Here is a 24,714-nt window from a genome sequence, read left to right on the forward strand (position 1 = left end):
GGTTTTCCGATTTAGTCGTCTGCGTTAGAGATGCGAATTAATTTACCGTTACGGTCATCTGTAACCAGGTAAATCGCCCCATCAGGACCTTGTTCGATGTCACGAATACGTTGTTGTACCGCGTCTTCAAACAAGATTTCTTCATGCATCACGCGTTCGCCTTCTAAATCAAGACGCGCAACTTTCATCGCTTTCAGTGCAGCAACAAGAAAATCGCCTTGCCACGCCGGGAATTCGCTACCCGTGTAAAAAATTGCGTTTGCAGTCGCGATGGACGGGACCCAGTAATAGTGCGGCTGTAATGTCCCTTCGACATGGGTTTGGTCGCTAATGATGCTACCGTCATAATCGACGCCGTAGGTGGCAATGGGCCAACCGTAGTTTCCACCCGCCACTGGAATGTTGACTTCGTCTCCACCCTTGGGCCCGTGTTCAACAGTCCAAAGCTCACCGGTACCCGGATGAATAGCGGCTCCTTGGACGTTACGATGTCCATAGGACCAGATCTCAGGTAGTGCGCCTTCTTGTGCGACAAAGGGGTTATCTTCTGGAACGCTACCGTCAGGCCAGATACGCACCACTTTACCGTGATGGTTGTCCAGTGTTTGCGCGTCATCCATGGCCGAATAACGATCGCCGAGGGTGATAAACAGGTGACCTTGCGGCGAGAAGACCAAGCGTGAACCAAAGTGTGCACCACTTTCATATTTCGGCATACCACGGAAGATAACTTCGATTTCCTGCAGGTTGTTACCGACCAGTTTGCCGCGCACGACAGCGGTACTGTTACCTGGGCCGCCGTCAGGGTCCGCTTCGGAGTAACTTAAGTAAACACGTTCGTTATTTTCGAAGTTTGGATCAAGTGCGACGTCAAGTAAGCCGCCCTGGCTTTTGTAGACAACATTCGGCACACCAGCGATAGGGTCGCTAATGACGCCATTAGTACCGACGCGACGCAAATTTCCGGATTTTTCAGTGACTAGAGCATCGCCATTGGGTAAAAACGCGAGTCCCCAGGGAAAGTTTAAACCTTCAGTAACTGTGGTAACTTCGACGTTGTGTCGCTCAGTTTGTGCTTCTTCGGTCTGCGCAGTTACGGCAACGGTGCCGCCTAGTGCTGCAGTACAGACAAGTGCGAGAGTTGATGTTTTAAAAATCTTATGCAACATAATGTGCTCCTTTTAGTTCCGACTGTCTTTACTATAGACGAACTTCAGAATTGGATTGCCAGTTTGCGATTTTCTCACTGTAATGTGCGTTCAGGTAACAAATTGGCGATGATTTCTGCTAATTTTCGAAAGGTCTGCCGGCGATTGGTGGTTGATCGGTAAATCAAACCAATATCTCGAGAGGCCTGCTGACCTGAAGGTTGCAGCGCGACCAGATCGGTGCCGTTGAGAATGCCTCGATCAATCGCCATCTGCGGGATAAAGGTTGCACCGAATCCAGCATCCGCCATTTGCACCAAGCTATGTAAGCTGGTGGCGGTAAATGGATTTATCTTACTGGAGTCAGCGAGTTCACAGGCCGCTACCGCGTGGCCGGTTAAACAATGCTCTTTTTCGAGTAAGAAAATCGATTCGTCAGGCAGCTGGTTGTAAGCAACCGGCTCTTTTATTTTTGCGGCTAGTGATTTATGCATGACCAGTTTAAACGGGTCACGACCCAGCATGTAACTCTGATTACCCTGAATATCCATCGGCAGCGCCAGGATCAGCACGTCGAGCTCACCATTGCGTAATAGGTGGAGCAAGTTGTGGGTGGTGTCCTCACGGATGTTCAGGTGCAACGCCGGGTAATGTTTGTGGACGAATTTGCTTAAATCGCCAAGTAAAAAGGGAGCTATAGTGGGAATACAACCTAAGCGCAGTGGACCCTCCATGGTTTTGCCCTGGCTTTGCGCGAAATGCAGCAGCTCTTCCGTTTCGGTGATGATTTTGCGCGCTTGGTCAACAATTTCTTCGCCCATACCGGTAAACAGAAAAGATTTGTGATCGCGTTCAATCAGCTGACAACCAAGTTGTTCCTCAAGGTTCTGAATGCCACTGCTGAGTGTCGACTGACTCACGTGGCAAGCCTGCGCGGCACGGTTAAAGTTCTGATGTTGATGCAGGGCAAGCAGGTAACTCAGGTTTTTTAAACTGGGTAGCTTACTCATAGATATCTCCCCAAAAGGTTTAATCATATTTTCCGATTATCATAATCCCTTTTATTCGTTTTAACAAATCAGCCATCCCCCCTATTATTCTTCCCGTACCGAGGCTGCAGTAGATTTTGCAACCTCGAAGAGTTTCTAAACCCGTTTTTAAAATGAAGCACCGAGGAGACATTCAATATGTTAACAGTAGGCGATAAATTACCAGAATTTTCAGTTGTAGCTGCCAAGCCAGGCTTCAACATGCCGGAAGAAAATGGCGAGAGCGCATTTGAAACCATCACCAACGATAGCTTTGAAGGTAAGTGGAAGATCATCTTCTTCTATCCAAAAGATTTCACTTTCGTTTGCCCAACAGAAATTGTTGAGTTCGCCAAATTAAACGAAGATTTTGCTGACCGTGACGCGGTGGTATTAGGCGGTAGCACTGACAACGAATTTGTGAAATTGGCGTGGCGCCGTGAGCACCCGGACCTTAAGAGCCTGAACCAGTACTCGTTTGCTGATAACGGTTCATTAGTTGATGGTCTTGGCGTACGTGATCAGGTTGAAAACGTAGCCTTACGTGCGACCTTCATTGTTGACCCACATAACGTGATTCAACACGTGTCGGTGAACAACCTGAACGTGGGCCGTAACCCAGCTGAAATCGTGCGTATTCTTGATGGCCTGCAGACCGATGAGCTGTGCCCATGTAACCGCGCACTTGGTGGCGACACCCTATAAATAGTAGTGCCGCTGCGGCGGCACTGTTTTCTCGGAGGAAGATTTATGAGCATTGCAGATTACAAACAAGGCTTGGGCGACCACGGTAAAGACACCAAACTTAACTTGTCGAATATCTTCGGCAATGTTGATACCTCTGGCATGACCCCGAGTCAATTTTACGGCACCGCCCTTTCGTTAGCTTATACGATTGGCGATGACCAGCTAACTGCCGCGGTTGAAGCTGAAGCGGAAGGCAAGGTTGAAGAAAACGTCGTTGCCGCAGCGAAACTTGCCGCCACCCTGATGGCGATGAACAACATCTACTATCGCTTCTTGCACCTGAGCAGCGACAAGCAGTTCGCCAAAATGCCAGCAGGTCTGCGCATGAACGGCATGGCAAACCCTGGTGTTGATAAAGCAGATTTCGAGTTGTATTCACTGGCCGTTTCTGCACTAAACGGCTGTGGTATGTGTATTGATTCACACGTTGGGGTTTTATTGAAACATGAGATTTCAGCGCAAGTGGTTCAAAACTCGGTCAAAATGGCAGCAGTAATGAATGCAGCTGCAACAGCGCGCCGAATTGCTTAAAAATCATTCGAGTTTGTCACATGTTTGTCACGATGGTGAGTTAAATTAGCATCGAATTCCCTGAGATCTGGTTGTTATATCCCTTTTGCCCGGCCCCTGCGCTGGGCTTTTTTTTGGCCCGCTGTTCGCTACCCGAAAAAACAAAATAGTCCGTAGTTCTACTACCGGTAAAATCCGCGGTTTAAACCAAACTACCCCATACAAGTTTGCCCTCCTTCATTATCGTAACTAAGCTTTCCTTAGCAAATCGAACAGCGAACAGCAAACAAGGACTCTCATGCAAATTAACTGCGATCGACTAAAAGCGAATTTACTCGAGCTCTCAAAAATCGGCTACAACGAAGATGACCGCGGCGTTTACCGACCGGGCTTCAGTGATGCCGATATGCAAGCTCGAGCCTGGCTACAAGACAAAGCCAAAGCGGCCGGCTATGAAACCTACATGGATGGCGCAGGTAACGTGTTCTTTGGTCGCGGCGAACGCACTAAGCCGGCTATTCTGATGGGCTCCCACATCGATTCAGTGCCCGCTGGCGGTATTTTCGACGGCACTCTCGGGGTCATGGCTGCGCTCGAAGTGATGCAAACATTAGATGAAAATGAAGTGGAGTCTGAAACGCCGATTTGGGGTGTTGCGACAGCAGAAGAAGAAGGCCGGTTTGGTGGTATGTTTGGTGCGCAGGCAATTGTCGGTAAACTCAATCCTGACTGGGTGCTTTCAGCCCATGATGCCGATGATGTCTATTTGAAAGACGCAATGGCAGCACAAGGGCTTGATGCTATGGCCGCGCTCGATGCAGCGTGGCGTCCAGAGCAGTTAAAAGCTTTCCTCGAATTGCATATTGAACAGGGACCCGTGCTATTCCAGGATAATCTGCAAATTGGTGTGGTCGATGGCATTTCCGGCGTATTTAAATGGATTGTACACCTCAAAGGCAAAGCTGATCATGCCGGTACCGCCCCCATGAACAAGCGAAGCGATGCCTTTATGGGGTTGGCAGATTTCGCCCATGAAATCGACCGTATTATTGCCGAAAACGGCACTGATAAAACGCGTATTACTGTAGGCAAGGTTGAGCTGAAACCCGGTAACCCCCACACCGTGCCAGGCGAAGCCGTGTTCACCATTGTGGGCCGCGATATGGATGAAGAGATCATGAAAGAGCTTGCTAATACCTGCCATAAAACCTTATCTGCAATTGCCCGCAGGCATCACTTAAGATTTGAGTACGAGCAATCGAGTTGGTTGGGACCGAAGCCTTGCTCAAAATCCATCAGCGACCTGATCGAGAAGCAGGTCAAAAAACGTGGTTACACATACACACGGATGCCAAGCGGTGCTGGGCATGATACCCAATTTTTATCTGAGATTACTGAAGCCGGTTTGATCTTCATACCTTCCGTCAATGGCGTTAGCCATGCTCCAGACGAATGGTCCCATTGGCATGATGTGGAATCAGGTACCAATGTGCTGCTGGATGCCGTGCAAGCATTGTTAAAAACTTAAGCTTCAAGTAATCCGTGCTTTGCCGCGAAATGGATGAGTTCAACGGCATTCTTCACGTGCAGCTTTTTAAACAGCCGACTGCGATGATTTTCTGCAGTTTTGGCTGACATTGCCAAAAGTTGCGCAACCTCTTTGTTCGAGCGCCCGGCAACTACTAAGTGAAAGACTTCCTTTTCGCGCCGCGTCAAATTAGCTAAAGGCTGCGTCGGCGTGGCGTGAGACTCGCTATCTCTTGGCGCATCAGGAAAATGCATTTTACCTTGCACGACTTGCTCGATAGCTTGCAATAACTGATCTGTCGCCGCGTCTTTAAAAACATAGCCGTACGCACCAGCAACTCGAATAGCTTCGATATACTCTGGCTCGTCGTGCATACTGAGAGCGATTATGCGGGTATTCGGGCGATGGTGTAGTATTTTTTCGAGGGCTGCGAAGCCGTTCATTTTTGGCATCGATATATCCATCAAAACCACGTCGACCGGCTGTCGCATCACGGCTTCGACAAGTTCAATACCATCGCCACATTGAGCGACTATTTCGACGTCACCCTGTGAGGTTAATGTCGCCGCAATCGCTTGCCGAACCATGGTGTGATCGTCTGCAAGAATCAGGCGTATCATGGTTGCTCCGTTGCGGTTGGAGTGCGTAGTGGTAGCTGAACTTGAATTTCACAGCCTTTTCCGGGGGCGCTGCGAAGATTAAAATCAGCGCCAAAAGCTGACGCTCGATCCTGCATCCCTTGTAATCCGACCCCAGGTTCAACAGCATCACTGTCAAAGCCACAACCATTGTCCCTGGCAATCAGCAAAAGTGCGCTTTGCGAGCGTTCAAGCAAAAGTTCGAAGCGGTCAGCGTCGGCATACTTAACCGTATTCACCATGGTTTCTTGCACAATTCTGAAGAGGAATAATTCGGCATCGTGGTCAAGACGCGTGGTCAATCCATAATCCAGTTCTAATGCCACGCCTGCAGGCTGTAGCAACTGGCGATTCAACCATTGGATACCGGCAAGTAAACCTAAGTCGCGCACGAGCGTTGGGTGCATCAACCGTGCGAGTGAACGTGTGCTGGCTATGGCGTTCTTAACCTGTTGATGAATATGGTTGCAAAGGGGATCATCCTTGGCTGCAGCTAGCTGAGTTGCGATACTTGTTAACTGTTGACCGAGATCGTCGTGTAAATCTCGAGCAAACTGCGCTCGGTCATGTTCTTGCTGTAGCCACAGGCGTTTGGCAAGGTGTTGAAGGTTCGTCTGCTCACTATGAAGTTGTTGTTGTAGGTGCTTCTGTTGGTCGCGTAATTGCTGCAACAGATTGAGCAACGCATCAACGTCGGGCGAATCTTTGATAGGCTTCTCTTTGCTCTTCATTCATCTTTTCTAATAGTTGTTGTAAGGCGATCTGAGCTTGTTGTTCAGCGTCTTCTACTGATAGTACTCGATAGAGTTCGAAATTTCGCCAGTAATTTGGGAAGCGTGTTAGTTTTTCCTGTAACTGTTGGTGGGCAGAGGGCGTGTTTTGTGCAGCAAGATACAGAAGATGTGAAGCATAAATCGTCTCATTACTGATCTCTTTCAAACGTTGCCAAGCTGGATGGGTCGCATCGAAGTTGCCATAAAAGGCGAGTTCGGTAAGTAGTTTGGTTTCCAGTAATCGTGACCAATTCTGACGAAGCACATCATCGATAAGATCAGCGAAATCAGTGCTACCCTTTTGGCGATAGTTCATCATTTGGCTTAACCAACGGTAGGTCAGGGCCTGTTCGCGATTAAAATCCTCTTGTAAATCGTCTAACTGCTGCAAGTTACTTTGTAATACGGCGGTTTGATGCAGATGAAATGAAATCTCTGCTTGCCATAACAAACTCTCAATTAAGCCGCGAGTGTCACCGATCTCGTTGGCAATACGAATAGCTTCGCTAATACTTTCTGCCGCTGCGGCCATGCGACTTTGCGCGAAATTAAGGCGGCTTGCTTGAATATGCGTGGCCATATTGGCTTCAGGACTAATATCTTCTGCGGTAAGCAGTTCGGCAAGGAGTTGTTCGGCTTGTCTGAATTGCCCTTGTAAACCAAGAAGATGTGCCAAACTAACTTGAATGCTATGCAGCGTCGCAGTCTCATTCAAATCAGTTACAATTTGCAAGGCTTGGCGCCAATAAACTTCGGCTAAGCTGTAGTCACCTAGCAGAAAGTTAATAAAAGCGACGTTGTTAATACTTTGACTTTGCACATAAGGAGCGCCATCTCTCAAGCGCAGATCAAGTGCGCGTTTATAATGTTCAAGTGCGCGTTGGTAATAGCCGCGCTCTTCATTTAATAAGCCGCGTTCGTTTTCAATATGAGCGACAGCCAGCGAATCGTCTTGTGCCTCAGCTAAAGTTGTGGCTTCTTTTAATGCCGTATCAGCAGCCTCAAAGTCGCCCAGAATTGATGCCACAGTGGCTAGGTTACTCAGTGTAGTGATGCGATCTTGCGGGTACTGAGCAGCCGTTCGGTAATCGAGGGCCTGAGAAAAGTAACGAAATGCTTGTTGGTATTGCGCTAAACGCAAGTGACCGACACCGAAAGCATTTAGAATAAGCCCTTGTCCTGCATCACTTTCTTGTTGGCCAAAGATGATTAATGCCTGAGTAAGCTCTTGCTGCAACGCGGATTGAATTTCACCCTGAATGATCTTCAGTCGTGCGAGTTCGAACCACCAGTACGGTTGTTGTGGATCGAGCGTAAGTGCTCGTTGATAGAACTCTCGCGCAGTTGCAAGATTGCCGAGTTGACCTGCGACCTGTGCACGTTGCGCTGCGATATCGGCGCGCTGTGGATAAAGAACGAGCAATTCATCAAGAATTTTTGCGGCAGCTTCGTATTGTTGATCGAGCTGCGCAAGTTCTGCGCGCGCTTGTAATTTCCAGTACGCACTAACCTCGGCGTCAACAATTTTTTGCAACTGTTTATATAAAAGCGTCGGGTCGTCTTGTGTTCTAACCTTTTGTAGCTGTTCGAGTAACGCTAATTCGTTGGCGGTGATTTCATTGGCTGTCGAATCCTCAGCCTTGAGCAAATAGTTCTTTAGCTGGCTACTTACGTGCGCCGCGAGTTGCTGTGCGGTTTGGTCAGAAACCGAGTAAGTGTTGCTCAAGAGCACTTGCTCGCCAGGATAAATCGTTAACAACGCGTGTAGTTGGCTCGCGTCGCCAACTTCTTTATTGCTCAGTGTTAGTAAATAGTCGGCTTCAGTGACCTGAGCCAGGCGCGAACGCTCACGTTCTGTGCGTTCAGGTTGGATCCCCAGGCGCTCGACCAGTTGTCGAATGGTGCTCGGCTCAATGGAATAGAGGGTAGGTTCCGTCTGCAAAGTCAGATGAACAAGCGTAGCGATAGATGCGAGTTCATGGTTACTGTGAATACCGATAGTAGCGATATTCTCAATAGGTGTAGGCGTTGCTTCGGGAGTGGGTGCTGCGCGCCACCACCAGAAACCGAAGAATATGACGACGATCAGCACTAAGCCTAGTGGCGCAATTAAACTGCGTTTTGTTGGTGGCTCGAGAGCGGCTAAACAGGCTGCCAAAGAGGGCCGCTGTTCGGGTTCTGCCGCTTGCAATGATGTCGCTAGCTGTTGCAAGGCTCTACGTTTCACCGGAGCCTTCTGCCAGCTTTGCGGCGCACACGCGGTAAGGAGTTGGTCGAGTACCTTGCCCAGGGCATAGCGGTCGCTCGCCGCCGTGGGTACGTGAGAACGCGCCAGCTCTGGCGCTGTATAGCCTTCTGAGAAGTGGTGAGTAATGGCTTCCGTGGTGGTTGTGCCAATGCCAAAATCGACAACTTTAATTTCATCATCTTCGGTGACGACGATATTTGCCGGCTTGATATCGCCATGAATAATGCCACTTTCATGACAGCTTTGCAGTGCTGATACGAGTGCTTTGAACCAGTCTAAACATTGTGCTGCTGAGGGCTGATGTTCGAGCGCCTGGCTCAAAGGTATGCCCTCGATCAGTGACATGGTGAAAAACACGAAGTCATCACTGGCGTAGAACTCATGAACGCGCACTATATTTGGGTGCTGCAACTGACGCGCAAGGATAACTTCATTGCGAAGCTGCTCAATTGATTCAGCGGTAAGTTGTGAATCTGCAACCAGAATTTTTATCGCACATTCTTCTTCAAGGACTGTATCGAAGGCCTGATAGACACTCGCTTGTCCACCTTGACCGAGCAGGCGTACGATTCTAAAGCGTTGCGCAAGTTCTTGACCGGGCACCAGCAGGTGTTGCGAAGAACGTTTTGTTTCCGCTGAGTCATTAGGTTGTTCTGGTTTTGTTACATCTGTCATCCAGGTCGACTACCGGCTGCTAAGGTCTTTTTCAACTTACCACAGAACTCGTAAAGGTCTAATAGAAGATCATTTATACGGCAAGTTGGGTGAGTTGCTGTTCGGCAAAATCAAGTTGTGTGTCGATGGTTGTCAAAGTGAGCTCTAGGGCCCACATGTTGGTGAAGCTTTCGATCAAAGCAACATCGTGTTCGGTAAAATAATGGTGCTGCTCCGTACTATCCGCGTACAGCACGGCACTGACGATGTTGTTGACCACAACAGGGAATGCCATAGCGGCTTTAATACTCGCACGCTGAACACTTGCAGCGGCGCCCAGTTGTTGGTGTAACAGCGCATTGTTAGCGATAGCAGGCTGTTGGGTTTTGATGGCTTGCTGGATTAAGGTGGTTGTGCCGGTAAAGCCCGAAGCGTCCTGCCATTGCGGGTAGCCTCGACAGGCACTAAGTTGGCCTCGGTCGTCGAGTAAAACCAATGCAACGCGATCACTTTTTAGCAGTTGGGATATGCTTTGTCGCACCAGTGGCATCAGGTTGTCGACGATTGCTGTCTGCTGCCACGTAGATTGCAATGACGCGAATACCTGTTTGGCCCAGATTTTCCGGTTAAGACTAACCGCCAACTGATGCGCCGATTTTGGCGCAAATACCAAATTCAAACTACCAACTTGCAGTACAGTGTTGGAGTCCAGGACGAATGAATCGGCCCGTTGGTCGTTAACAGCAATGCCATTAGTGCTATTTAAATCTTTTACCTGCCACTGGTTATCAGAGAAGTGAAGTAAGCAGTGACGTCGTGATGCTGTGGGGTGGTCGACTTGAATATCGCAAGTGGCATCGCGCCCGATCACGTAGGATTGCGCCTCGAAGAGTTGGAATCGAGGCGCAAAGCGATCTTGGTAGACGATATCTACAATAGCGGGCATGTTTGGTTACCTAAAGAGTCCGTAAGCTATAACGTAAGGTGGTGGCCATACCCAACAAACGTCCTTGCACGTTGACTAAATCACCAGCAGAGCGCCATACATTTGGGAACAATGTGCCATCGTCGCTTTCCAGTAAATTGATGAGCTGTTGAGTCGCCGCTAGAGCTTGTCCGGTTTGTTGTGCGGCCAACGCGCTATTAATAGCTGAAAGGGCATTATCTAAGGCTGTTACCGCAGCATAACCCAAGTTGGTCTGCTGTGCGGTTACGAAGCTCTGCATCCGGGTAAACTTAGTGTTAATTACGTCGCTTTTGCTGCGCAGGTCGGCAAGGATAACGAAGTCAGAGAATTGGCCACCGTTGCCGCGAACGCGCATGCTACCAGCGCCGGTCATAGTGGTCATATCTTCAAAAGTAGCATTGGCATGCGAGTGGAATAAACGTAGCGGTGAACCCTCGGTATAGTGTAAGGATTTCGTGTAAATTTCGATTTCATAAGCGCCGCTGAAAGAAAATCCTTTGCTGGGATCCGGCGTTATTGAAAGTTGTACTGGAAAAGCTGTTGGTAGCGCTGTCAGCAAGCTATCTGGCAAGCGTGAAGTAAGCGCTGGGTCGTTCACATTTAAGAGTTGTGCATCGACGGAAATATTTTCGGCACTAAGACCGACGGCATTATCAAATTTTATCTTAAGGTCGAAGCTCACAAGCGGAGTTAACTCGACACTGGTTTCAATGGTATTGGTGCGAGGATTAACTTCTAAAGTTAATGGCTCGGCTTGGGTCGCAGGTATGCTACAAAGAAGCAAAGCTGCTGCAGCTACCGAAGAAAACTTACGGAAACAGTTGCTTATCAACATGGTTGGAACCTCTCTTTTTACAATTTGTTACAGTTAACAAATCAAATGTACTCTTTCTGTCCATTATTGTCACCTCGAATAAAAAAGGGGCTCGAATTGAGCCCCAAACAGTCAGGACGACTCAAAGGTTAAAAAAGCTCGTAATAGTTGCTGTATAAGCGACCTGTAATCAGTGCATAGTGTGCACGCGTAATGTTGATTGCTGGAGCGAAGTGCGCTGTAAGTTGTGGTTCAATATCGAAAGGCCCCTGTTCGACGCGAAACTGTACATTCAGCAGTCCGTAGTTGATTGCGGTCTGTACATAACCTTTAAATCGCGCAGGAATGGTATCTTGGTCAGCAAGAACCACTGTCTGTCCGCGATAATCAACCAAGATATCTTGGCTGCTATCAAAAGCTTTCGCTGTAGCCTCTAAACCAAGCACTTGGACTAAGGTGTAAGCAAGATCTAATTTACTTACCTGCCCTCTTGGGTCGAAATTGCCATTATTCGAAAGCATTACCGGAGCTTGTACTTGATCGCTGTCTTTTAGTGCGGCGCCAGTCACTGACACAGCTTCAGCATAAGCGACAAAATCACCGTTCACATTACTCAAATTAGGCTGAGGCTCGTTGAGTAAATCGCGATACTGACGAATAGCGCCACCCATGACTAAGTACTGAGCAAGATCCTTACGCTCGAGGTCGCGGTCAGGGCGGAATTTACCGTTGTTAAAGCCATCGACCAGACGCTCAGAGACCGCAAACTCAATTGCATTTTGTTGCGGATGACCTGCAATATCATCGACGCCGTCATAGCCACCATTAAGCTCGAAGCTTACAGTGCCTGAAATAACTTCAGGAACGCCAGGACCATTGGTAGCATCTAGTGGGTCAGGGTTAACGCCAGATAATGAAGTCAAGCCATACACATAGACTTGCCAAGTTCCGGCTTGTCCAGGAGCGGATACCCGCATGCCGGTTTCTAAAACGGGTAACGTTAGGTTACCGAAGTATTCAGTTCCGTCCGGCGCGACGAGCACTAGCTTGGTAGTATTGGCCAGCGTATCAGCGCTTGCTTTTACCCAAGCGACATCTGCACCCACCTCAAAACTGTAAGTTTCTGGCTCACCAGCAGGGGCATATAAGACTTCAAAAGGCTCGACGCGGTCGCTGGTGGTAATCAGTGCATTAGCGTTGAAGGAATTCAGGTTATTTACGCTGGATACGTAGCCCATATCATAATCAAGAGCGGCGGAAACTGCGGATTTTGCATTAACATAGCCCGCACCTACTTCCCACTTCTGATAGCCTGGCATGTTGGTTGCTGTTTCTTGGAGCAATTGCTTAATATCAAGTAAGGACAAACTTGGATTAGCTTCCATCATTAAGGCTACGATGCCTGCAACGTGTGGCGTCGCCATAGATGTTCCAGAAATCATGGTATAGAACGGCACATACTCAGTTTCGATGGCGTCCAAATCGGCATCACCGCCATTCGATACGAGGTTGGTGCTAGCTCGGGTCGAAATGATATCGACCCCTGGCGCAACGATGGTAACTTCATTGTTGTAAGTCCAGGTGGTGTTATCCGGCATTTGGAAAGTAGCTGATTCGCCTTTTAAACCGCGTGACGAAAATCCCGCCAAATGACCAAATTTATCGCCGGCACCGACGGAAATCCCCCATGGGATTTGCGCATAAGGGTTGTGACTATCTTCACCAGGGCCTGAGTTGCCCGCCGCAAACACGGACAGAATACCGAGCTTGTATGCTTTGTAGGAAGCGATACTTACCGGGCTGTCAGGGCTGAACTTACCGCTTGAGCCCCATGAGTTACTCATGATGCGAAGAGGTGAATTAAACGCGTACACATTATTGATTGCGTAGTCATAACCACCGACTGCGTCGAGAATGGAAACGCCTGCGCCAGAGCCATAACCGACGAGATCAGCATCAGGCGCTGCACCCATATATTTGCCATCAGACATAACGCCAGAACCAGCGATGGTGCCTGCACAATGGGTGCCGTGACCAACATTCAAGTCGGTATTAATCTGCCCTTCCAGCACGAAACCGTCGGTAGGAGCTACCAGACTGATTGCTTGTGCACTGGTAAGCGCTTGAACGTTCTCGACCACGGTATCGCCATAGAACAGATCTTGATGGGAGGCATCGATACCTGAATCGTTGACCATAATGGTCACACCCTTACCAGTGAAAGAGGTGTTATTGCGTTGCATGAACTCGTTACTTTGGAGTTGCTCAACCCCAGTTATTTTGCGCTGGTCGGCGTTAAAGTAGTCGAGTTGACGGTTCAACCAGATAGAGCGCACATCCGATTGTTGCGCCAAGCTTTGAATCTGCTCACGGGTAGCGAGCACGCCAATAATAGGTAATGAAGAGAACTGAACTCCTTCGGCCAAGCCAAGATCCAATAACTGTTGAATCTGTGATTCGGTAACAGGTTCCAGTTGATCGTAAGTAACAACAGTCATTATTTGTTCTGACGCGGCAAGCGCGGGGATTTTTGCCTGTAACTGATCGCCTATAACGGCTTCAGCCATGGCCTGGCCCGGGGCGGCAACGAGAGTTAGTGCTGCAATCGTAGAGAGAGCAAATTTTTTCATGGAATTAATTCCTATGGTTATTCTGTAGAATTTTTGTGCAGCCCTATCCTCGTCCAGCTAAAGGCAAACTTATATAGGGGAAATCCCCCTATTTTCGGAAGTGGATGTGTCAATTGTTGTTAACCAACAAGCAAAATGTATTTTTCTGCTTTACCCTGAAAATAATAGGTAAACAAGCGTATAATCCCTTCATATCATGTGGAAATAGCTGAGGGTGGCGTACGGTTATGGAGCAGAAAGTGAAAGTGATGGCGGCGGATCAAGTTAAAATCCAACGTCCTGATCCCGACAAGCGCAGCAACGACTACTCGCCGCGCAGCCGAATTTATGTGCGTGACGTGAAAGGGAAGCTGGAATGGTTCCGCCGCGGCTTCGGCTTTTTACTGTTGTTCGTTTTTGCCCTCATTCCCTGGCTACAGTGGAACGGTGATCAGGCCGTATTGCTGGATATTGCCAATCAAAGGTTCCGTATTTTTGGCATGACCCTATGGCCACAAGATCTGACGATTCTGGCCTGGGTTTCGATTGTTGCCGCGTTCGCGCTGTTTTTTATCACGACCCTCTATGGTCGCGTTTGGTGTGGTTTCATGTGTCCGCAAACCACCTGGACTTTTATTTTCATGTGGTTCGAGAAAAAAATCGAGGGCCCGCGGAACAAGCGTATTGCACTGGACCGTCGTGCCTGGGACTTCGATAAAGTTTGGCGGAAAACGGCGAAGCATGCATCGTGGTTGCTGGTTTCACTGCTAACGGCGATGATATTTGTCGGCTACTTTATTAACGTACGTGAGCTATTCACCAATTTCTGGACCTTTGATACTGGGTTTTGGGCCACGTTTTCTGTTTTATTTTTTGCTTTTTGTACCTATGGCAACGCCGGTTGGATGCGCGAAATCATGTGCACCCATATGTGTCCCTATGCCCGTTTCCAATCGGCGATGTTCGATAAAGATACTGTCACCGTTTCCTACGATCCCAATCGAGGCGAGCCGCGCGGGCCACGCTCGAAGCGTACCGATTACAAGGCAAAAGGCCTGGGTGACTGTATCGACTGCAACCTGTGTGTACAGGTTTGCCCTACGGGTATCGATATTCGTAACGGCTTACAATACGAATGTATTAACTGCGGCGCCTGTGTCGACGCCTGCAACGACGTGATGGATAAAATGAACTACCCGCGTGGACTGATTCGCTTCACCACCGAGCGTAATTTAGAGGGTGGGCGGACGCGTAAAACACGCTTTAAAGCTATTGGTTATTTTCTCGTGATGATTGCCATGACCGCCTTACTGGTGTGGGATATCTCAACGCGCAAGCCACTTGAAGTCGACATTCTGCGCGATCGTAACCAGCTGTACAGTATCAGTATGGAAGGTTGGGTACAGAACGTTTACACGCTGAAAATATTGAATAAATCGCAACTGCCGCAAACCTTCACAATTGTTGCGCAAGGCTTCGAACAAACTCAGTTATTAGGGACCACCGAGATAACCATCGACGGTGGCTCTATTGCAACAGTGCCAGTAACCCTCGCTGTGCACCCTGATGAAGTTACCGAGCGGGTGCAGGACATTTACTTCGTTGTTTCCAGCACCGATGGTAAAGTGACGGAACAACATCAAACGAGTTTTCTTTATGAATAAAGCCACGGATGCGGCAACAGACTTTAGCTTTACCGGTTTAACGCCGGACGTGATTGCCAATGCTCTGGCTAGTGTGGGCGTGGATCCGAGGTCGGGACTACTGGCGTTAAATAGTTATGAAAATCGCGTCTATCAATTTATTGCCGACGACGACAAACGTTATGTGGCGAAATTTTACCGCCCAGCACGCTGGCGCGACGAACAAATTCTGGAAGAGCACGCGTTTACCGCTGAGTTGCTGGCCGAAGATGTACCAGCAGTGGCACCACTTGAGCTCGATGGAGCGACCCTACATTACTTTGCAGGTTATCGGTTCAGCGTATTTCCAAGTGTCGGTGGTCGCGCTGTTGAACCCGGTGACATGAATGAGCTGGAACGTATCGGCCGGCAAATTGGTCGCTTGCATGCGGTGGCGCGACAAGGTGAGTTTAAGCACCGCGGCACCATTAATGCCGACTATTTTGTCACCCAGTCGTTACAGACCTTACGGCAAACCGAGCTTATTCCGGACGGTTTACAAAACGCCTTTTGGGCGATTGCCGAACCTTTGGCTGAGCAGTTGCTGGAAACAGACTTAGCGGCATTCGATCAGCAGCGTTTGCATGGCGACTGCCATCTTGGCAATATGCTGCTGCGTGATGAAGAGCTGACTTTTGTCGATTTCGATGATGCATTAACCGGCCCTGCCATTCAGGATTTGTGGATGATGCTGGCAGGTGATGATCGCCAGGAACGCTGGATGCAACTGGACGCATTGGTCAGCGGCTACGAAGAATTTTGTGATTTCGACGCCCGTGAGACCGCATTGATTGAACCCTTACGCGGTTTTCGCATCATACACTACATGGCTTGGCTGGCACGACGCTGGCAAGATACAGCATTCCAACGGGCGTTTCCGTGGTTTGCTGAGCAACGTTACTGGGAGCAGCAAGTGCTGGCGATGAAAGAACAGCTTGCAGCCTTACAAGAAGCTCCGTTAGAGTTACGTCCGAATTTTAATTGTTAATAGAAACCTACAGGAAGCCACCATGAAAAAAATGTTGTTTGCCGTACTGGCGTTGATGATGTTTCCCGTTGCTGCGCAGCAGTTTGAGGAAGGCGTGCACTACGAAGTGATCGCTGAACAGGGTACTGAAAAGCCAGAAATTAAAGAATTCTTTTCGTTTTTCTGCGGCGCTTGCTACCGCTTTGAACCTATCGCTCAGGCAATGGCAGAAGAGTACCCGGAAGCTTTTGAAAAATCGCACGTTTCTTTTATTAACTACAAAGGCCAGGGCATGACGATGAATCAAGCCTGGGCATTGGCAGAGCAACTGGGTAAAGAAAAAGAAATCAGTGCTGCTATTTTCCAACGCAACTTCGTGCAAAACAACATGATGGGCACTATGGAAGACTTCGAAGCGGTATTCGCTACCAATGGCGTCAGCAAAGAAGACTTCAATAAAATGATCAACAGTTTCGCGGTACGTGGCATGGCCAACAAAATGGATCGCGAAGCGGCAAACTATGGTGTGAACTCAACACCTACGTTTATCGTCAACGGTAAATACCGCTTGCTGCCACAAGGTTTCAGCGAAAGCGAAAACTTTGTCGACGATTTTATTGCTGCGGCGGGTTATCTGCTCGAGCAATAAGCTTGTCTATCACTTCATCTTTGCGCTTCCATCGCTGGTTCAGCCAGCGTTGGAAGCGCTCTTTAAACGCCTCATCGTTAAAATAATCACCGATCAGATCCTCCCGCATCGGTAATGTCTCGACATTCACATAGATATCCCGAAGTTGTCCGCTAAGCAGCAGCCAAACCGCTGGGCGTTTATGCGATGGGTAGATGATGGTGATGTCCAGTATCGCGTCGAACTGCTCGCCCATGGTTTGCAACGTGAAAGCTGTGCCGCCCGCCTTGGGCAGTAAAAGATGACGGTAGGGGCTGCGTTTTTGTTGATGCTTCTCGGGCGTGAAACGGGTGCCCTCACAAAAATTAATGACCGTGGTCGGAATATGCCGAAACTTGGCGCACTTTTTTTGCGTCGTGGTAATATCTTTGCCTTCTAAATGTGGCTTGCGGGCGATTTGTGCGCGACTGTAACGCTTCGTAAAGGGCATATCCAGTGTCCAGCAACCCAGCCCAATAATTGGCACCCAGAACAGCTGTTGCTTAAGAAAGAATCTAGGCATCGGCATATTGCGTGATGCCAAATGCATAAGCACCAGGATATCCACCCAGCTGCAATGATTACAAAGAATCATGTACCAGCGGTCACGGTGTAATTTGGCATCGCCATGAATATGCCAGTGCATCGGCTGGGTCAGACGAAACATCTTTGACATAGCGTAGCCCCACAGCCGAAACAGTGCATTTGCCACCTTAGATAAACCACGCTGCACCACTGGAATAGGCAGTAGTAGTTTCGGCAACCCAATGATAATGATCAGCGTGCCAATGATGGCGGTCGCCACCGCACCGAAAGTGAAATTAATGAGTACCCGAAAGGGAGCCAAAAACAACGTTAGCATGAGCACGTCCGAGTCAGTCTGAAGTCAGTCCATCATACGTAAAAAACGCCGCTGCTCAACTTTAACCAGCAAGGGGGCAATGAGCGCTTCACCTTGATGCGTCGCCATTCTCAATCGGTAATGCGTTACGTAACAATTGCCAAAATTAAAGACGGAAGCGATTCCTTTATTTCCAACCAAAGGCGATAATGACCATGCCCGAGAGGACTAAGGTGGCTCCTGTAAGATCGAAGATTGTTAGAGGTGAATTGTCGATCACTCGCAACCATACCAGCGCTGTAAGCACGTAAACACCACCGTAAGCCGCATAAACACGACCGCTTTCAGCGGGGTGTAATGTCAACAACCAAGCAAAAAGCGCTAGGCTTAAAGCCGCCGGAATAAGTAACCACGCGGAATGGTCTTTCTTCAGCCAGAGATAGGGCAGATAACAACCGACGATTTCAGCGATCGCTGTAATGATAAATAGACCTAGGGTCTTTAGGATAATGACTATGCTCAACGCCAATCAACTTGTAAGTGGGTATAGAAACTAATATACATCTCAATAGTTTGATGTCCACTTTGCCTTAATCAATAGTCGTTGGCATGAGATCGTTAATGTTCTGTTCCCAAATGCTATCGTCTCTCATGCTTCGGCGGTATTTCTCAAATCCGCCTAATTAATGGCCAATACTTAAGCAATCTCATGAGGTTGGTTTACTCAGCATATCTTTCAGATTCTCTATAAGCCAGGTACTTAAGTTTGTCAAAAAGCTCGCAGCCGAGCAGCTGATCCTTCGGGATTGAGTGCATGTGTCGACCATTACTGTTTCTCAAGCAGAAGTCAATTTTGGGACTCGAGGGTGTTTTATTATTGGTGATATTTGTCCAGCCTATGAACTAGCGATGAAACACAAACGCGAGAGTATTGACGAGCTTGCAAGGGGTGAAAAAAACAGCTACAGTAGCACTGTATAGATATACAGTACTACGAGGTTGTTATGGCACATCCATTACAAGATTTAGTGCATAAGGGATGGGTCTGGCAGGGCCATGATGCGGGGAAACAGTTAGCCAGTGATCAGCTGGTTGACACTGGCTGGCCTGAGCTTAACCGTCGCCTTGGTGGCGGTTGGCTGCGTGGCGCATTGCATGAACTGCAAGTGCAGCACAATTTCCAGGGCGAGCAGGCATTTTTAATGCCGGTACTCAGTGCTCAGCAGAAGCCTTGCTTATGGATAAACCCTCCGGCCCAGCCTTATTGGCCCGGACTGCATTATCAACAGTTGCAGCAGGCGCCGTTATGGTTGCAGGAAAGCGATCCTAAGCGCGCCCTTTGGGCATTTGAACAAGCATTACAAAGTGCAAGTTTAGGGGTGATTGTTGCCTGGCTTCCGACGGTTGATGCGAGTGCAGTGCGACGTTTGCAGCAAGCGGCCTCCCGCCATCAACAACTGGCATTTATTTTGACCCCTTGGCAGCAACAACAGGAAGCTCGTGCTTACGTGAACCGTTTGCAGCTGCAGTGGCAACAGCAGCAATTGCAGGTGGCGGTAGTAAAGCGGCGAGCTGGCTGGCCATTACCTCCGTTTCCTTGCCCGGTAACACGGCATCTACCGGAGTGGCGCCGGCGGTTAGCATGAGCCGTTATAAACTTTGGTGGTATTTAGCATTGCCGCAGCTGCTGTTGGATGAACAATTAAGTCTGCAAAGCGAAAACCAGCGTCAACAACCGCAAGTGCTGTGCCGTAGCGATGGGCAGCGCGCGCGAACTGTCGTGCAAGCCAATACTGCGGCTCGTCATGCTGGGGTCAAACTCGGCATGGCTGAAGTTACCGCCAGTACATTAGTGCCTGAACTACAGCAGCGAACCTATGATGAACAACGTGAAGAGCAGGTATTGCAACGGCTCGCTCAGTGGCTGCATCAGGACATTGCGCAAATTGCGTTATATCCACCGCAAGGCTTACTACTTGAAGTCGATGATTTGCAACGCTTGTATGGCGACTATGCTGGTGTGCAGCGACAATTAGCGCGGCGCTTAGCTCGGGTTGCGGTAGGCTATCAAATCGCTGCGGGGTACAGTCCTTTAGTTGCCCGCATTTTGGCGCGGGTCCCGCAGCTCCGCTTTGAACCTATGCGCGCCGGGAAAAGCGAGCTACTAGAAAAGCTGCGACAGGTTCCTTTGCGGTTTGCTTTGCTCCCGGCTGCGCAACAGCAGCAACTTGAGAATGTCGGCATTCAGTGTCTCGGCGACCTGTTGCAGCTGCCGGTGGGCGAATTAGGCGCGAGGTTTGGCCGCGCCATGGTGGCCTATGTGGCAGAATTGCAAGGTGAGCTATTGCCACCACAGCGTTATTACCGACCGCCGCTGAAGTTCTCCGAACGTCTCGATTTAATGACTGAGGTGGTGTCGTGGCAACAGTTGTTGTTCCCGTTGCGACGGCTGCTGCAGCAATTAGAAGCATTTTTGCAAAGTCGTCAATTGAGCGTGATCAGTTTTACTTTGCTGGCACACCATCGGGATCAAAGTCAGACCCCGGTGCGCATTGCCTTTGCCTTACCTTTGTGGCGTCAGCGTGAGATGCAGCAGTTGGTGCAATTGCAGTTAGAGCGTCAGCAACTCGCCACGCCAGCGCTGGAATTAAGTTTGCGGGCCGATGCTTTTCAGGCACGCGAAGTCACAGCGACGAGTTGGTTACCCGCGCAGCAAGATGCGACGGCGCAGCGGGCTGAGCAACAACAACTGCAAGCTTTGTTAGGCAAGTTGCAGGCTCGCTTAGGCACCGCTGCAGTGCAGCAGGCGCAGGCGCAAAATGACTGGCGCCCGGAAGTTGCACAACAATGGCAAACAGACTTGCAGACCGCGAAGGCGCCGAGTCAGGGATTACCCCGCCCGCTTTGGCTGCTGCCTGAACCTGAGGCCATTGTCGTTCACGAATGGCAGTTGCAATGGGGCCCGGAGCGGATCCAGACCGGCTGGTGGGACGGGGAAGGCGTGCTTCGCGATTATTTTGTTGCGGTGGATGCGTTTGACCGGCAAGGCTGGATATTTCGTAGTCATGAGGAGTGGTACTTACATGGCTGGTTCAGCTGAGAAAAGCCTGCCGGACTGGCGCCCTATTGCGCTGAACTGTGTCAGTAATTACAGCTTTTTATATGGGGCTGCGCATCCTCATGAGTATGTCGAACGGGCATTGACGCTGGACTACCAGGCCATTGCCATAACCGATGAATGTTCAGTTGCCGGTGTGGTGCGTGCTTATGTAGCGCAAAAAGATGTAGCGGCATCATTGCAGTTGTTGATTGGCAGCTTCTTTCAGGTAGAACAGCTGGGCGTGCTGATTGTTCTGGCGCGAAACCGGCAAGGTTACGGTCAGCTCTGCCGGCTGATTAGTCGTGGCCGGGAGCGTTGTGAAAAAGGCAGTTATCAGGTGTATGTCGATGATTTCGTTACCGGCCTGAACGATTGTCTGTTGCTGTGGCGGCCACTTAACGATCTTGCTTTTACTACCCATCACGATGGGTTGGCCGAAGCTTTTCCTGAGCGTCTATGGTTGGCGTTCTCACGTCATTTTTGCGTTGATGATGCCAGCCAGTACCGCCGCTATAAAAACTATCACCAGCAAAGTCGGTTGCCGGTGGTTGCTGCTGACGAGGTACTCTACCCTGAGCCCGAACGGCAGCCGTTACATGATGTCGTCACTGCCATTCGCTTGCGACAAAGGGTCACGAAAGTACGCACGCAATTGCGGCCAAATGCTGAGCATTATTTACGTGATGCGGCACAATTGCAGCGCAGTTATCCACAGGACTGGCTTGCCGCTACCCAGCAGGTCGCTCAGCAGTGTAGTTTTCAGCTCAGTGAATTAAGTTATGAGTATCCAGCGGAGCTGGTGCCCGCAGGGCTAACCGCCACGGCCTATTTACGTCAACTCGCTTATGCCGGAGCCAAAGAACGCTTTCCGAATGGCTTACGGACCGACGTGCAGGCCAAGCTGGAAAAAGAGCTCGCGTTAATTGCCGAGCTTCGCTACGAGTATTTCTTTTTAACCATTCACGACATTGTGCAATTTGCTCAGCAGCGCGACATTCTTTACCAAGGGCGGGGTTCCGCTGCAAACTCGGTGGTTTGCTATTGCCTGCAGATCACCGCAGTGAACCCTGATCAAATCGATGTACTGTTTGAGCGCTTTATTTCCAAAGAGCGCGATGAACCGCCAGACATTGATGTGGATTTCGAGCATCAACGCCGTGAAGAAGTGATTCAGTACATTTACCAGAAGTATGGCCGTAAGCGCGCTGCATTAGCGGCAACCGTTATCCGCTATCGGTTGCGCAGTGCGCTTCGTGATGTTGGCAAGGTGCTGGGATTCGGCGAGCAGGAACTGGCGCATTATCTGCGCCAAATCGACCGCCGGGATCAGGACACGCCTTGGCAGCAACAGTTAGTGCAGTTGCAGTCCGGCCTGGCGACCACAGGGCGTGGCCGCTGGTTAGTGACACTAACTGAACAACTGCTGAAGTTTCCCCGGCATTTGTCGCAGCACGTTGGCGGTTTTGTTATTGCGGCTGGGCAATTAGCAGATCTGGTGCCTGTTGAACATGCCAGTATGGCAGACCGAACCGTTATTCAATGGGACAAAGATGACCTCGAAACGCTTAAGCTGATCAAAGTGGATGTACTGGCGCTGGGCATGCTGAGCGCATTGCAGAAAATGCTGCAGCTGGTGAGCAAACATTATCAGCGCCCGCTTGATCTGGCGGGCATTCCTACCGAAGACGCTAAAGTGTACGCGATGCTGCAGCGCGCGGACTCCGTTGGTGTGTTTCAAATCGAATCACGGGCGCAGATGAGTATGTTACCCCGCCTACGCCCTGCTACGTTTTATGACTTGGTGGTACAGATTGCTATCGTGCGACCCGGGCCTATTCAGGGCGACATGGTACATCCCTATTTACGCCGGCGTGCCGGTGAAGAAGCGGTGACCTACCCAAGTGAAGCGGTACGGCAAGTTACCGAGCGCACCCTGGGGGTACCGATCTTTCAGGAACAGGTGATCAAGCTGGCGATGGTTGCCGCTGGCTTTAGCGGTGGTGAAGCCGATCAGCTGCGGCGCGCTATGGCGAATTGGCGCAGTACTGGTGAGTTACAGCAGTTTGAGACGAAATTGATTAGTGGTATGCGCGAGCGTGGGTATAGCTTAGATTTCGCCCAACGCATCTATCAGCAAATCTGTGGTTTTGGCGAGTACGGCTTCCCTGAGTCCCATTCGGCCAGTTTTGCTAACTTAGCCTATGCCTCGGCGTGGTTTAAGTACCATTACCCAGCGGCCTTTTACTGTGCATTACTGAATAGTTTACCTATGGGTTTTTACTCAGCTGAACAACTGTTGCAAGATGCCCGTCGCCATCATCTGACTGTGCTTCCTGTAGATATTCAAACCAGTACCTGGGCACATCAGTTGGTTGCCATGCAAAATGGTTATGCGATCCGGTTAGGCTTACGCTTGATCAAAGGTCTGGCCGCACAACACGTCGATGCCCTGCTTGCCCGCCGGCCGCAACATGGTTTTGCCTCATTGCAGGAGCTACGACAACTCGGTGCCTCCGCTGCTCTTTTGCAACGTCTGGCGGCCGCCGATGCATTACATAAAGTCAGCGGCCATCGTTTTCAAAGTCAGTGGCAGGCGTTGGCGGTGAAAGCTGAGCAGTTACCGTTGTTTAGCGCTATCGATGATGCCGAGTTGGACCGCGCAACCTTGCAGCAATTACCAACGCCTACAGAGGTAAGTGATATTGCGGCGGACTATCGTAGCTTGGGTGCGTCGACGCGACGTCATCCTCTTGCCTTATTACGTGAGCGGCGATTATTGCGCGGTGTACGTACTGCCGCCGAGCTCGCCGGCTGTCGTCATCAACAGGTAGTTTGCGTGGCGGGGTTGGTCACCTGCCGGCAACGGCCAGGCACCGCAGGCGGGGTTACTTTTATTACCCTTGAAGATGAAACCGGTATGGTGAACGTGGTGGTTTGGCAAGCGACGGCACGGGCGCAACGCGAGCCCTATCTCACAGCGCAGTTACTTAAAGTGTATGGCAAAGTCGAAATTCATGGCGAGGTGATTCACGTGATTGCTGGACGTTTAGAAGACGGCGCGCCGCTGTTGGCCGAGCTTGAGCTACAGGCCAACCGTTCGCGCGACTTTCATTAGGCCGAGTTCAGGCCTAGTTCAGACCGAGTGGACGTTAAGGGCGTACTCATCTTTTAGCATGACATAGTTCGCCGCCGATTCGGGTAAGAAGGCAAGCTCTTCTTGATTTAACTTGCGTTGTTCTTTTACCGGACTGCCGACATACAGATAGCCACTGCGCAGCACTTTACCCGGAGGTACTAAGCTGCCGGCACCAATGATGACATCATCTTCGACGATAGCGCCGTCCATGATCACCGCCGACATGCCAATTAACACCCGTGCTCCGATAGTACAACCATGTAGCATAACGTGATGACCAACGGTAACATCTTCACCAATAATCAGCGGGTGACCGTCAGGGTTTCGGTTACTTTTGCGGCTTACATGCAACACGCAGTTGTCCTGAATGTTGCTACGCGCACCAATCTGGATGAAATTGACATCACCACGAGCCGATACCAAAGGCCAGACACTACTGTTGTCGCCTAAGGTTACGTCACCGACAATAACTGCGCTTTGATCTATATAGACGTGTTCCCCAAGCGTCGGCTCGACACCTTGATAACTACGAATATCTCCATTCATCGGGTTTACCTCTCAATTTGTTATCTTTTTGATCATAAGCGTTAAGCTTTAAGCCTAGCAGAAAGCCTTTAAACTGGCGAATTGATACAAAAAAACAGCGATCTGAACAAC

20 protein-coding genes are annotated in these 24,714 nt (G+C 49.8%); 9 read left to right on the forward strand and 11 right to left on the reverse strand.

The features are described from left to right. Window positions 1–11: 11 nt before the first annotated feature. Complete coding sequence (locus ACQ5ES_RS10275; RefSeq protein ID WP_445016508.1) at window positions 12–1,169, reverse strand: PQQ-dependent sugar dehydrogenase; 1,158 nt, start codon at window positions 1,167–1,169, stop codon at window positions 12–14. A gap of 74 nt (window positions 1,170–1,243) precedes the next feature. Further along, window positions 1,244–2,158: a hydrogen peroxide-inducible genes activator gene (locus tag ACQ5ES_RS10280; protein WP_445016509.1), complete on the reverse strand. Its 915-nt coding sequence runs from the start codon at window positions 2,156–2,158 to the stop codon at window positions 1,244–1,246. Between the two features lie 177 nt (window positions 2,159–2,335). Between ACQ5ES_RS10280 and ACQ5ES_RS10285 the strand changes: the two genes are divergently transcribed. The 3 genes from ACQ5ES_RS10285 (at window position 2,336) to ACQ5ES_RS10295 (ending at window position 4,961) form a co-directional block, all read left to right on the forward strand. Further along, a complete protein-coding gene (locus ACQ5ES_RS10285) occupies window positions 2,336–2,881 on the forward strand; it encodes a peroxiredoxin (protein WP_126762912.1) in 546 nt (181 codons plus the stop codon). 45 nt (window positions 2,882–2,926) lie between these two features. Further along, window positions 2,927–3,454, forward strand: coding sequence for a carboxymuconolactone decarboxylase family protein (locus ACQ5ES_RS10290; RefSeq protein WP_445016511.1), 528 nt, complete (start codon window positions 2,927–2,929; stop codon window positions 3,452–3,454). Window positions 3,455–3,731: 277 nt separating this feature from the next. After that, entirely contained in the window at window positions 3,732–4,961 is a 1,230-nt protein-coding gene (locus ACQ5ES_RS10295) for a Zn-dependent hydrolase (protein ID WP_445016513.1), read from the forward strand. Here ACQ5ES_RS10295 and ACQ5ES_RS10300 read toward each other — a convergent pair. The 6 genes from ACQ5ES_RS10300 to ACQ5ES_RS10325 all read right to left on the reverse strand — a co-directional run bounded on the left by ACQ5ES_RS10300 (window position 4,958) and on the right by ACQ5ES_RS10325 (window position 13,685). Beyond that, window positions 4,958–5,581, reverse strand: a complete 624-nt coding sequence (locus ACQ5ES_RS10300; RefSeq protein WP_445016515.1) for a response regulator — start codon at window positions 5,579–5,581, stop codon at window positions 4,958–4,960. The two genes, ACQ5ES_RS10295 and ACQ5ES_RS10300, sit on opposite strands and share 4 nt — an antisense overlap. Further along, complete coding sequence (locus ACQ5ES_RS10305) at window positions 5,578–6,330, reverse strand: sensor histidine kinase (protein ID WP_445016517.1); 753 nt, start codon at window positions 6,328–6,330, stop codon at window positions 5,578–5,580. Before ACQ5ES_RS10305 ends, ACQ5ES_RS10300 begins: the two co-directional genes overlap by 4 nt. After that, complete coding sequence (locus ACQ5ES_RS10310; RefSeq protein WP_445016519.1) at window positions 6,287–9,295, reverse strand: protein kinase domain-containing protein; 3,009 nt, start codon at window positions 9,293–9,295, stop codon at window positions 6,287–6,289. The genes ACQ5ES_RS10305 and ACQ5ES_RS10310 overlap by 44 nt, the downstream gene beginning before the upstream one ends. Before the next feature lie 73 nt (window positions 9,296–9,368). Then, complete coding sequence (locus ACQ5ES_RS10315; protein WP_445016521.1) at window positions 9,369–10,220, reverse strand: FHA domain-containing protein; 852 nt, start codon at window positions 10,218–10,220, stop codon at window positions 9,369–9,371. Between the two features lie 10 nt (window positions 10,221–10,230). Continuing rightward, complete coding sequence (locus tag ACQ5ES_RS10320) at window positions 10,231–11,076, reverse strand: DUF6689 family protein (protein WP_445016523.1); 846 nt, start codon at window positions 11,074–11,076, stop codon at window positions 10,231–10,233. A 128-nt stretch (window positions 11,077–11,204) separates the two neighbouring features. Next, window positions 11,205–13,685: a S8 family peptidase gene (locus tag ACQ5ES_RS10325; RefSeq protein WP_445016525.1), complete on the reverse strand. Its 2,481-nt coding sequence runs from the start codon at window positions 13,683–13,685 to the stop codon at window positions 11,205–11,207. A gap of 227 nt (window positions 13,686–13,912) precedes the next feature. Between ACQ5ES_RS10325 and ccoG the strand changes: the two genes are divergently transcribed. Genes ccoG through ACQ5ES_RS10340 form a run of 3 tightly spaced genes read left to right on the forward strand, consistent with a single transcriptional unit; the run spans window position 13,913 to window position 16,962 of the window. After that, window positions 13,913–15,328 (forward strand): cytochrome c oxidase accessory protein CcoG, encoded by a 1,416-nt coding sequence (gene ccoG, locus ACQ5ES_RS10330; RefSeq protein WP_445016527.1) that lies wholly within the window; start codon window positions 13,913–13,915, stop codon window positions 15,326–15,328. Continuing rightward, complete coding sequence (locus tag ACQ5ES_RS10335; RefSeq protein ID WP_445016529.1) at window positions 15,321–16,334, forward strand: serine/threonine protein kinase; 1,014 nt, start codon at window positions 15,321–15,323, stop codon at window positions 16,332–16,334. Before ccoG ends, ACQ5ES_RS10335 begins: the two co-directional genes overlap by 8 nt. A 22-nt stretch (window positions 16,335–16,356) precedes the next feature. After that, window positions 16,357–16,962, forward strand: coding sequence for a thiol:disulfide interchange protein DsbA/DsbL (locus ACQ5ES_RS10340; RefSeq protein WP_445016531.1), 606 nt, complete (start codon window positions 16,357–16,359; stop codon window positions 16,960–16,962). Here the strand turns inward: ACQ5ES_RS10340 and yihG are convergent. After that, a complete protein-coding gene (gene yihG / locus ACQ5ES_RS10345) occupies window positions 16,928–17,842 on the reverse strand; it encodes a 1-acylglycerol-3-phosphate O-acyltransferase, YihG family (protein ID WP_445016533.1) in 915 nt (304 codons plus the stop codon). The two genes, ACQ5ES_RS10340 and yihG, sit on opposite strands and share 35 nt — an antisense overlap. A gap of 166 nt (window positions 17,843–18,008) precedes the next feature. After that, entirely contained in the window at window positions 18,009–18,344 is a 336-nt protein-coding gene (locus tag ACQ5ES_RS10350; RefSeq protein ID WP_445016535.1) for a YnfA family protein, read from the reverse strand. A gap of 481 nt (window positions 18,345–18,825) precedes the next feature. Between ACQ5ES_RS10350 and ACQ5ES_RS10355 the strand changes: the two genes are divergently transcribed. The 3 genes from ACQ5ES_RS10355 to ACQ5ES_RS10365 are packed head-to-tail and all read left to right on the forward strand — an operon-like array spanning window position 18,826 to window position 24,036. Beyond that, the gene (locus tag ACQ5ES_RS10355; protein WP_445016537.1) at window positions 18,826–19,467 is read left to right on the forward strand and encodes an ImuA family protein; all 642 of its coding nucleotides are present in this window, start codon (window positions 18,826–18,828) and stop codon (window positions 19,465–19,467) included. Next, window positions 19,464–20,921, forward strand: a complete 1,458-nt coding sequence (locus tag ACQ5ES_RS10360; protein ID WP_445016539.1) for a Y-family DNA polymerase — start codon at window positions 19,464–19,466, stop codon at window positions 20,919–20,921. Before ACQ5ES_RS10355 ends, ACQ5ES_RS10360 begins: the two co-directional genes overlap by 4 nt. Beyond that, window positions 20,905–24,036 (forward strand): error-prone DNA polymerase, encoded by a 3,132-nt coding sequence (locus tag ACQ5ES_RS10365; protein ID WP_445016541.1) that lies wholly within the window; start codon window positions 20,905–20,907, stop codon window positions 24,034–24,036. Before ACQ5ES_RS10360 ends, ACQ5ES_RS10365 begins: the two co-directional genes overlap by 17 nt. An 18-nt stretch (window positions 24,037–24,054) precedes the next feature. Here the strand turns inward: ACQ5ES_RS10365 and ACQ5ES_RS10370 are convergent, their stop codons facing one another. Beyond that, entirely contained in the window at window positions 24,055–24,603 is a 549-nt protein-coding gene (locus ACQ5ES_RS10370; protein WP_445016543.1) for a gamma carbonic anhydrase family protein, read from the reverse strand. Window positions 24,604–24,714 lie beyond the last annotated feature (111 nt).

It is taken from the genome of Pseudidiomarina xizangensis, assembly GCF_052541995.1.

Excerpts from the sequence above, each read along its gene's own strand:
- ACQ5ES_RS10305 (WP_445016517.1), bottom strand. The coding sequence starts at position 6,330 with ATGAAGAGCAAAGAGAAGCCTATCAAAGATTCGCCCGACGTTGATGCG.
- ACQ5ES_RS10315 (WP_445016521.1), bottom strand. The coding sequence starts at position 10,220 with ATGCCCGCTATTGTAGATATCGTCTACCAAGATCGCTTTGCGCCTCGA.
- ACQ5ES_RS10310 (WP_445016519.1), bottom strand. The coding sequence starts at position 9,295 with ATGACAGATGTAACAAAACCAGAACAACCTAATGACTCAGCGGAAACA.
- ACQ5ES_RS10300 (WP_445016515.1), bottom strand. The coding sequence starts at position 5,581 with ATGATACGCCTGATTCTTGCAGACGATCACACCATGGTTCGGCAAGCG.
- ACQ5ES_RS10360 (WP_445016539.1), top strand. The coding sequence starts at position 19,464 with ATGAGCCGTTATAAACTTTGGTGGTATTTAGCATTGCCGCAGCTGCTG.
- ACQ5ES_RS10275 (WP_445016508.1), bottom strand. The coding sequence starts at position 1,169 with ATGTTGCATAAGATTTTTAAAACATCAACTCTCGCACTTGTCTGTACT.
- ACQ5ES_RS10355 (WP_445016537.1), top strand. The coding sequence starts at position 18,826 with ATGGCACATCCATTACAAGATTTAGTGCATAAGGGATGGGTCTGGCAG.
- ACQ5ES_RS10285 (WP_126762912.1), top strand. The coding sequence starts at position 2,336 with ATGTTAACAGTAGGCGATAAATTACCAGAATTTTCAGTTGTAGCTGCC.
- ccoG (WP_445016527.1), top strand. The coding sequence starts at position 13,913 with ATGGAGCAGAAAGTGAAAGTGATGGCGGCGGATCAAGTTAAAATCCAA.
- ACQ5ES_RS10340 (WP_445016531.1), top strand. The coding sequence starts at position 16,357 with ATGAAAAAAATGTTGTTTGCCGTACTGGCGTTGATGATGTTTCCCGTT.
- ACQ5ES_RS10335 (WP_445016529.1), top strand. The coding sequence starts at position 15,321 with ATGAATAAAGCCACGGATGCGGCAACAGACTTTAGCTTTACCGGTTTA.
- ACQ5ES_RS10320 (WP_445016523.1), bottom strand. The coding sequence starts at position 11,076 with ATGTTGATAAGCAACTGTTTCCGTAAGTTTTCTTCGGTAGCTGCAGCA.
- ACQ5ES_RS10325 (WP_445016525.1), bottom strand. The coding sequence starts at position 13,685 with ATGAAAAAATTTGCTCTCTCTACGATTGCAGCACTAACTCTCGTTGCC.
- ACQ5ES_RS10365 (WP_445016541.1), top strand. The coding sequence starts at position 20,905 with ATGGCTGGTTCAGCTGAGAAAAGCCTGCCGGACTGGCGCCCTATTGCG.
- ACQ5ES_RS10290 (WP_445016511.1), top strand. The coding sequence starts at position 2,927 with ATGAGCATTGCAGATTACAAACAAGGCTTGGGCGACCACGGTAAAGAC.
- ACQ5ES_RS10295 (WP_445016513.1), top strand. The coding sequence starts at position 3,732 with ATGCAAATTAACTGCGATCGACTAAAAGCGAATTTACTCGAGCTCTCA.
- ACQ5ES_RS10370 (WP_445016543.1), bottom strand. The coding sequence starts at position 24,603 with ATGAATGGAGATATTCGTAGTTATCAAGGTGTCGAGCCGACGCTTGGG.
- ACQ5ES_RS10280 (WP_445016509.1), bottom strand. The coding sequence starts at position 2,158 with ATGAGTAAGCTACCCAGTTTAAAAAACCTGAGTTACCTGCTTGCCCTG.
- yihG (WP_445016533.1), bottom strand. The coding sequence starts at position 17,842 with ATGCTAACGTTGTTTTTGGCTCCCTTTCGGGTACTCATTAATTTCACT.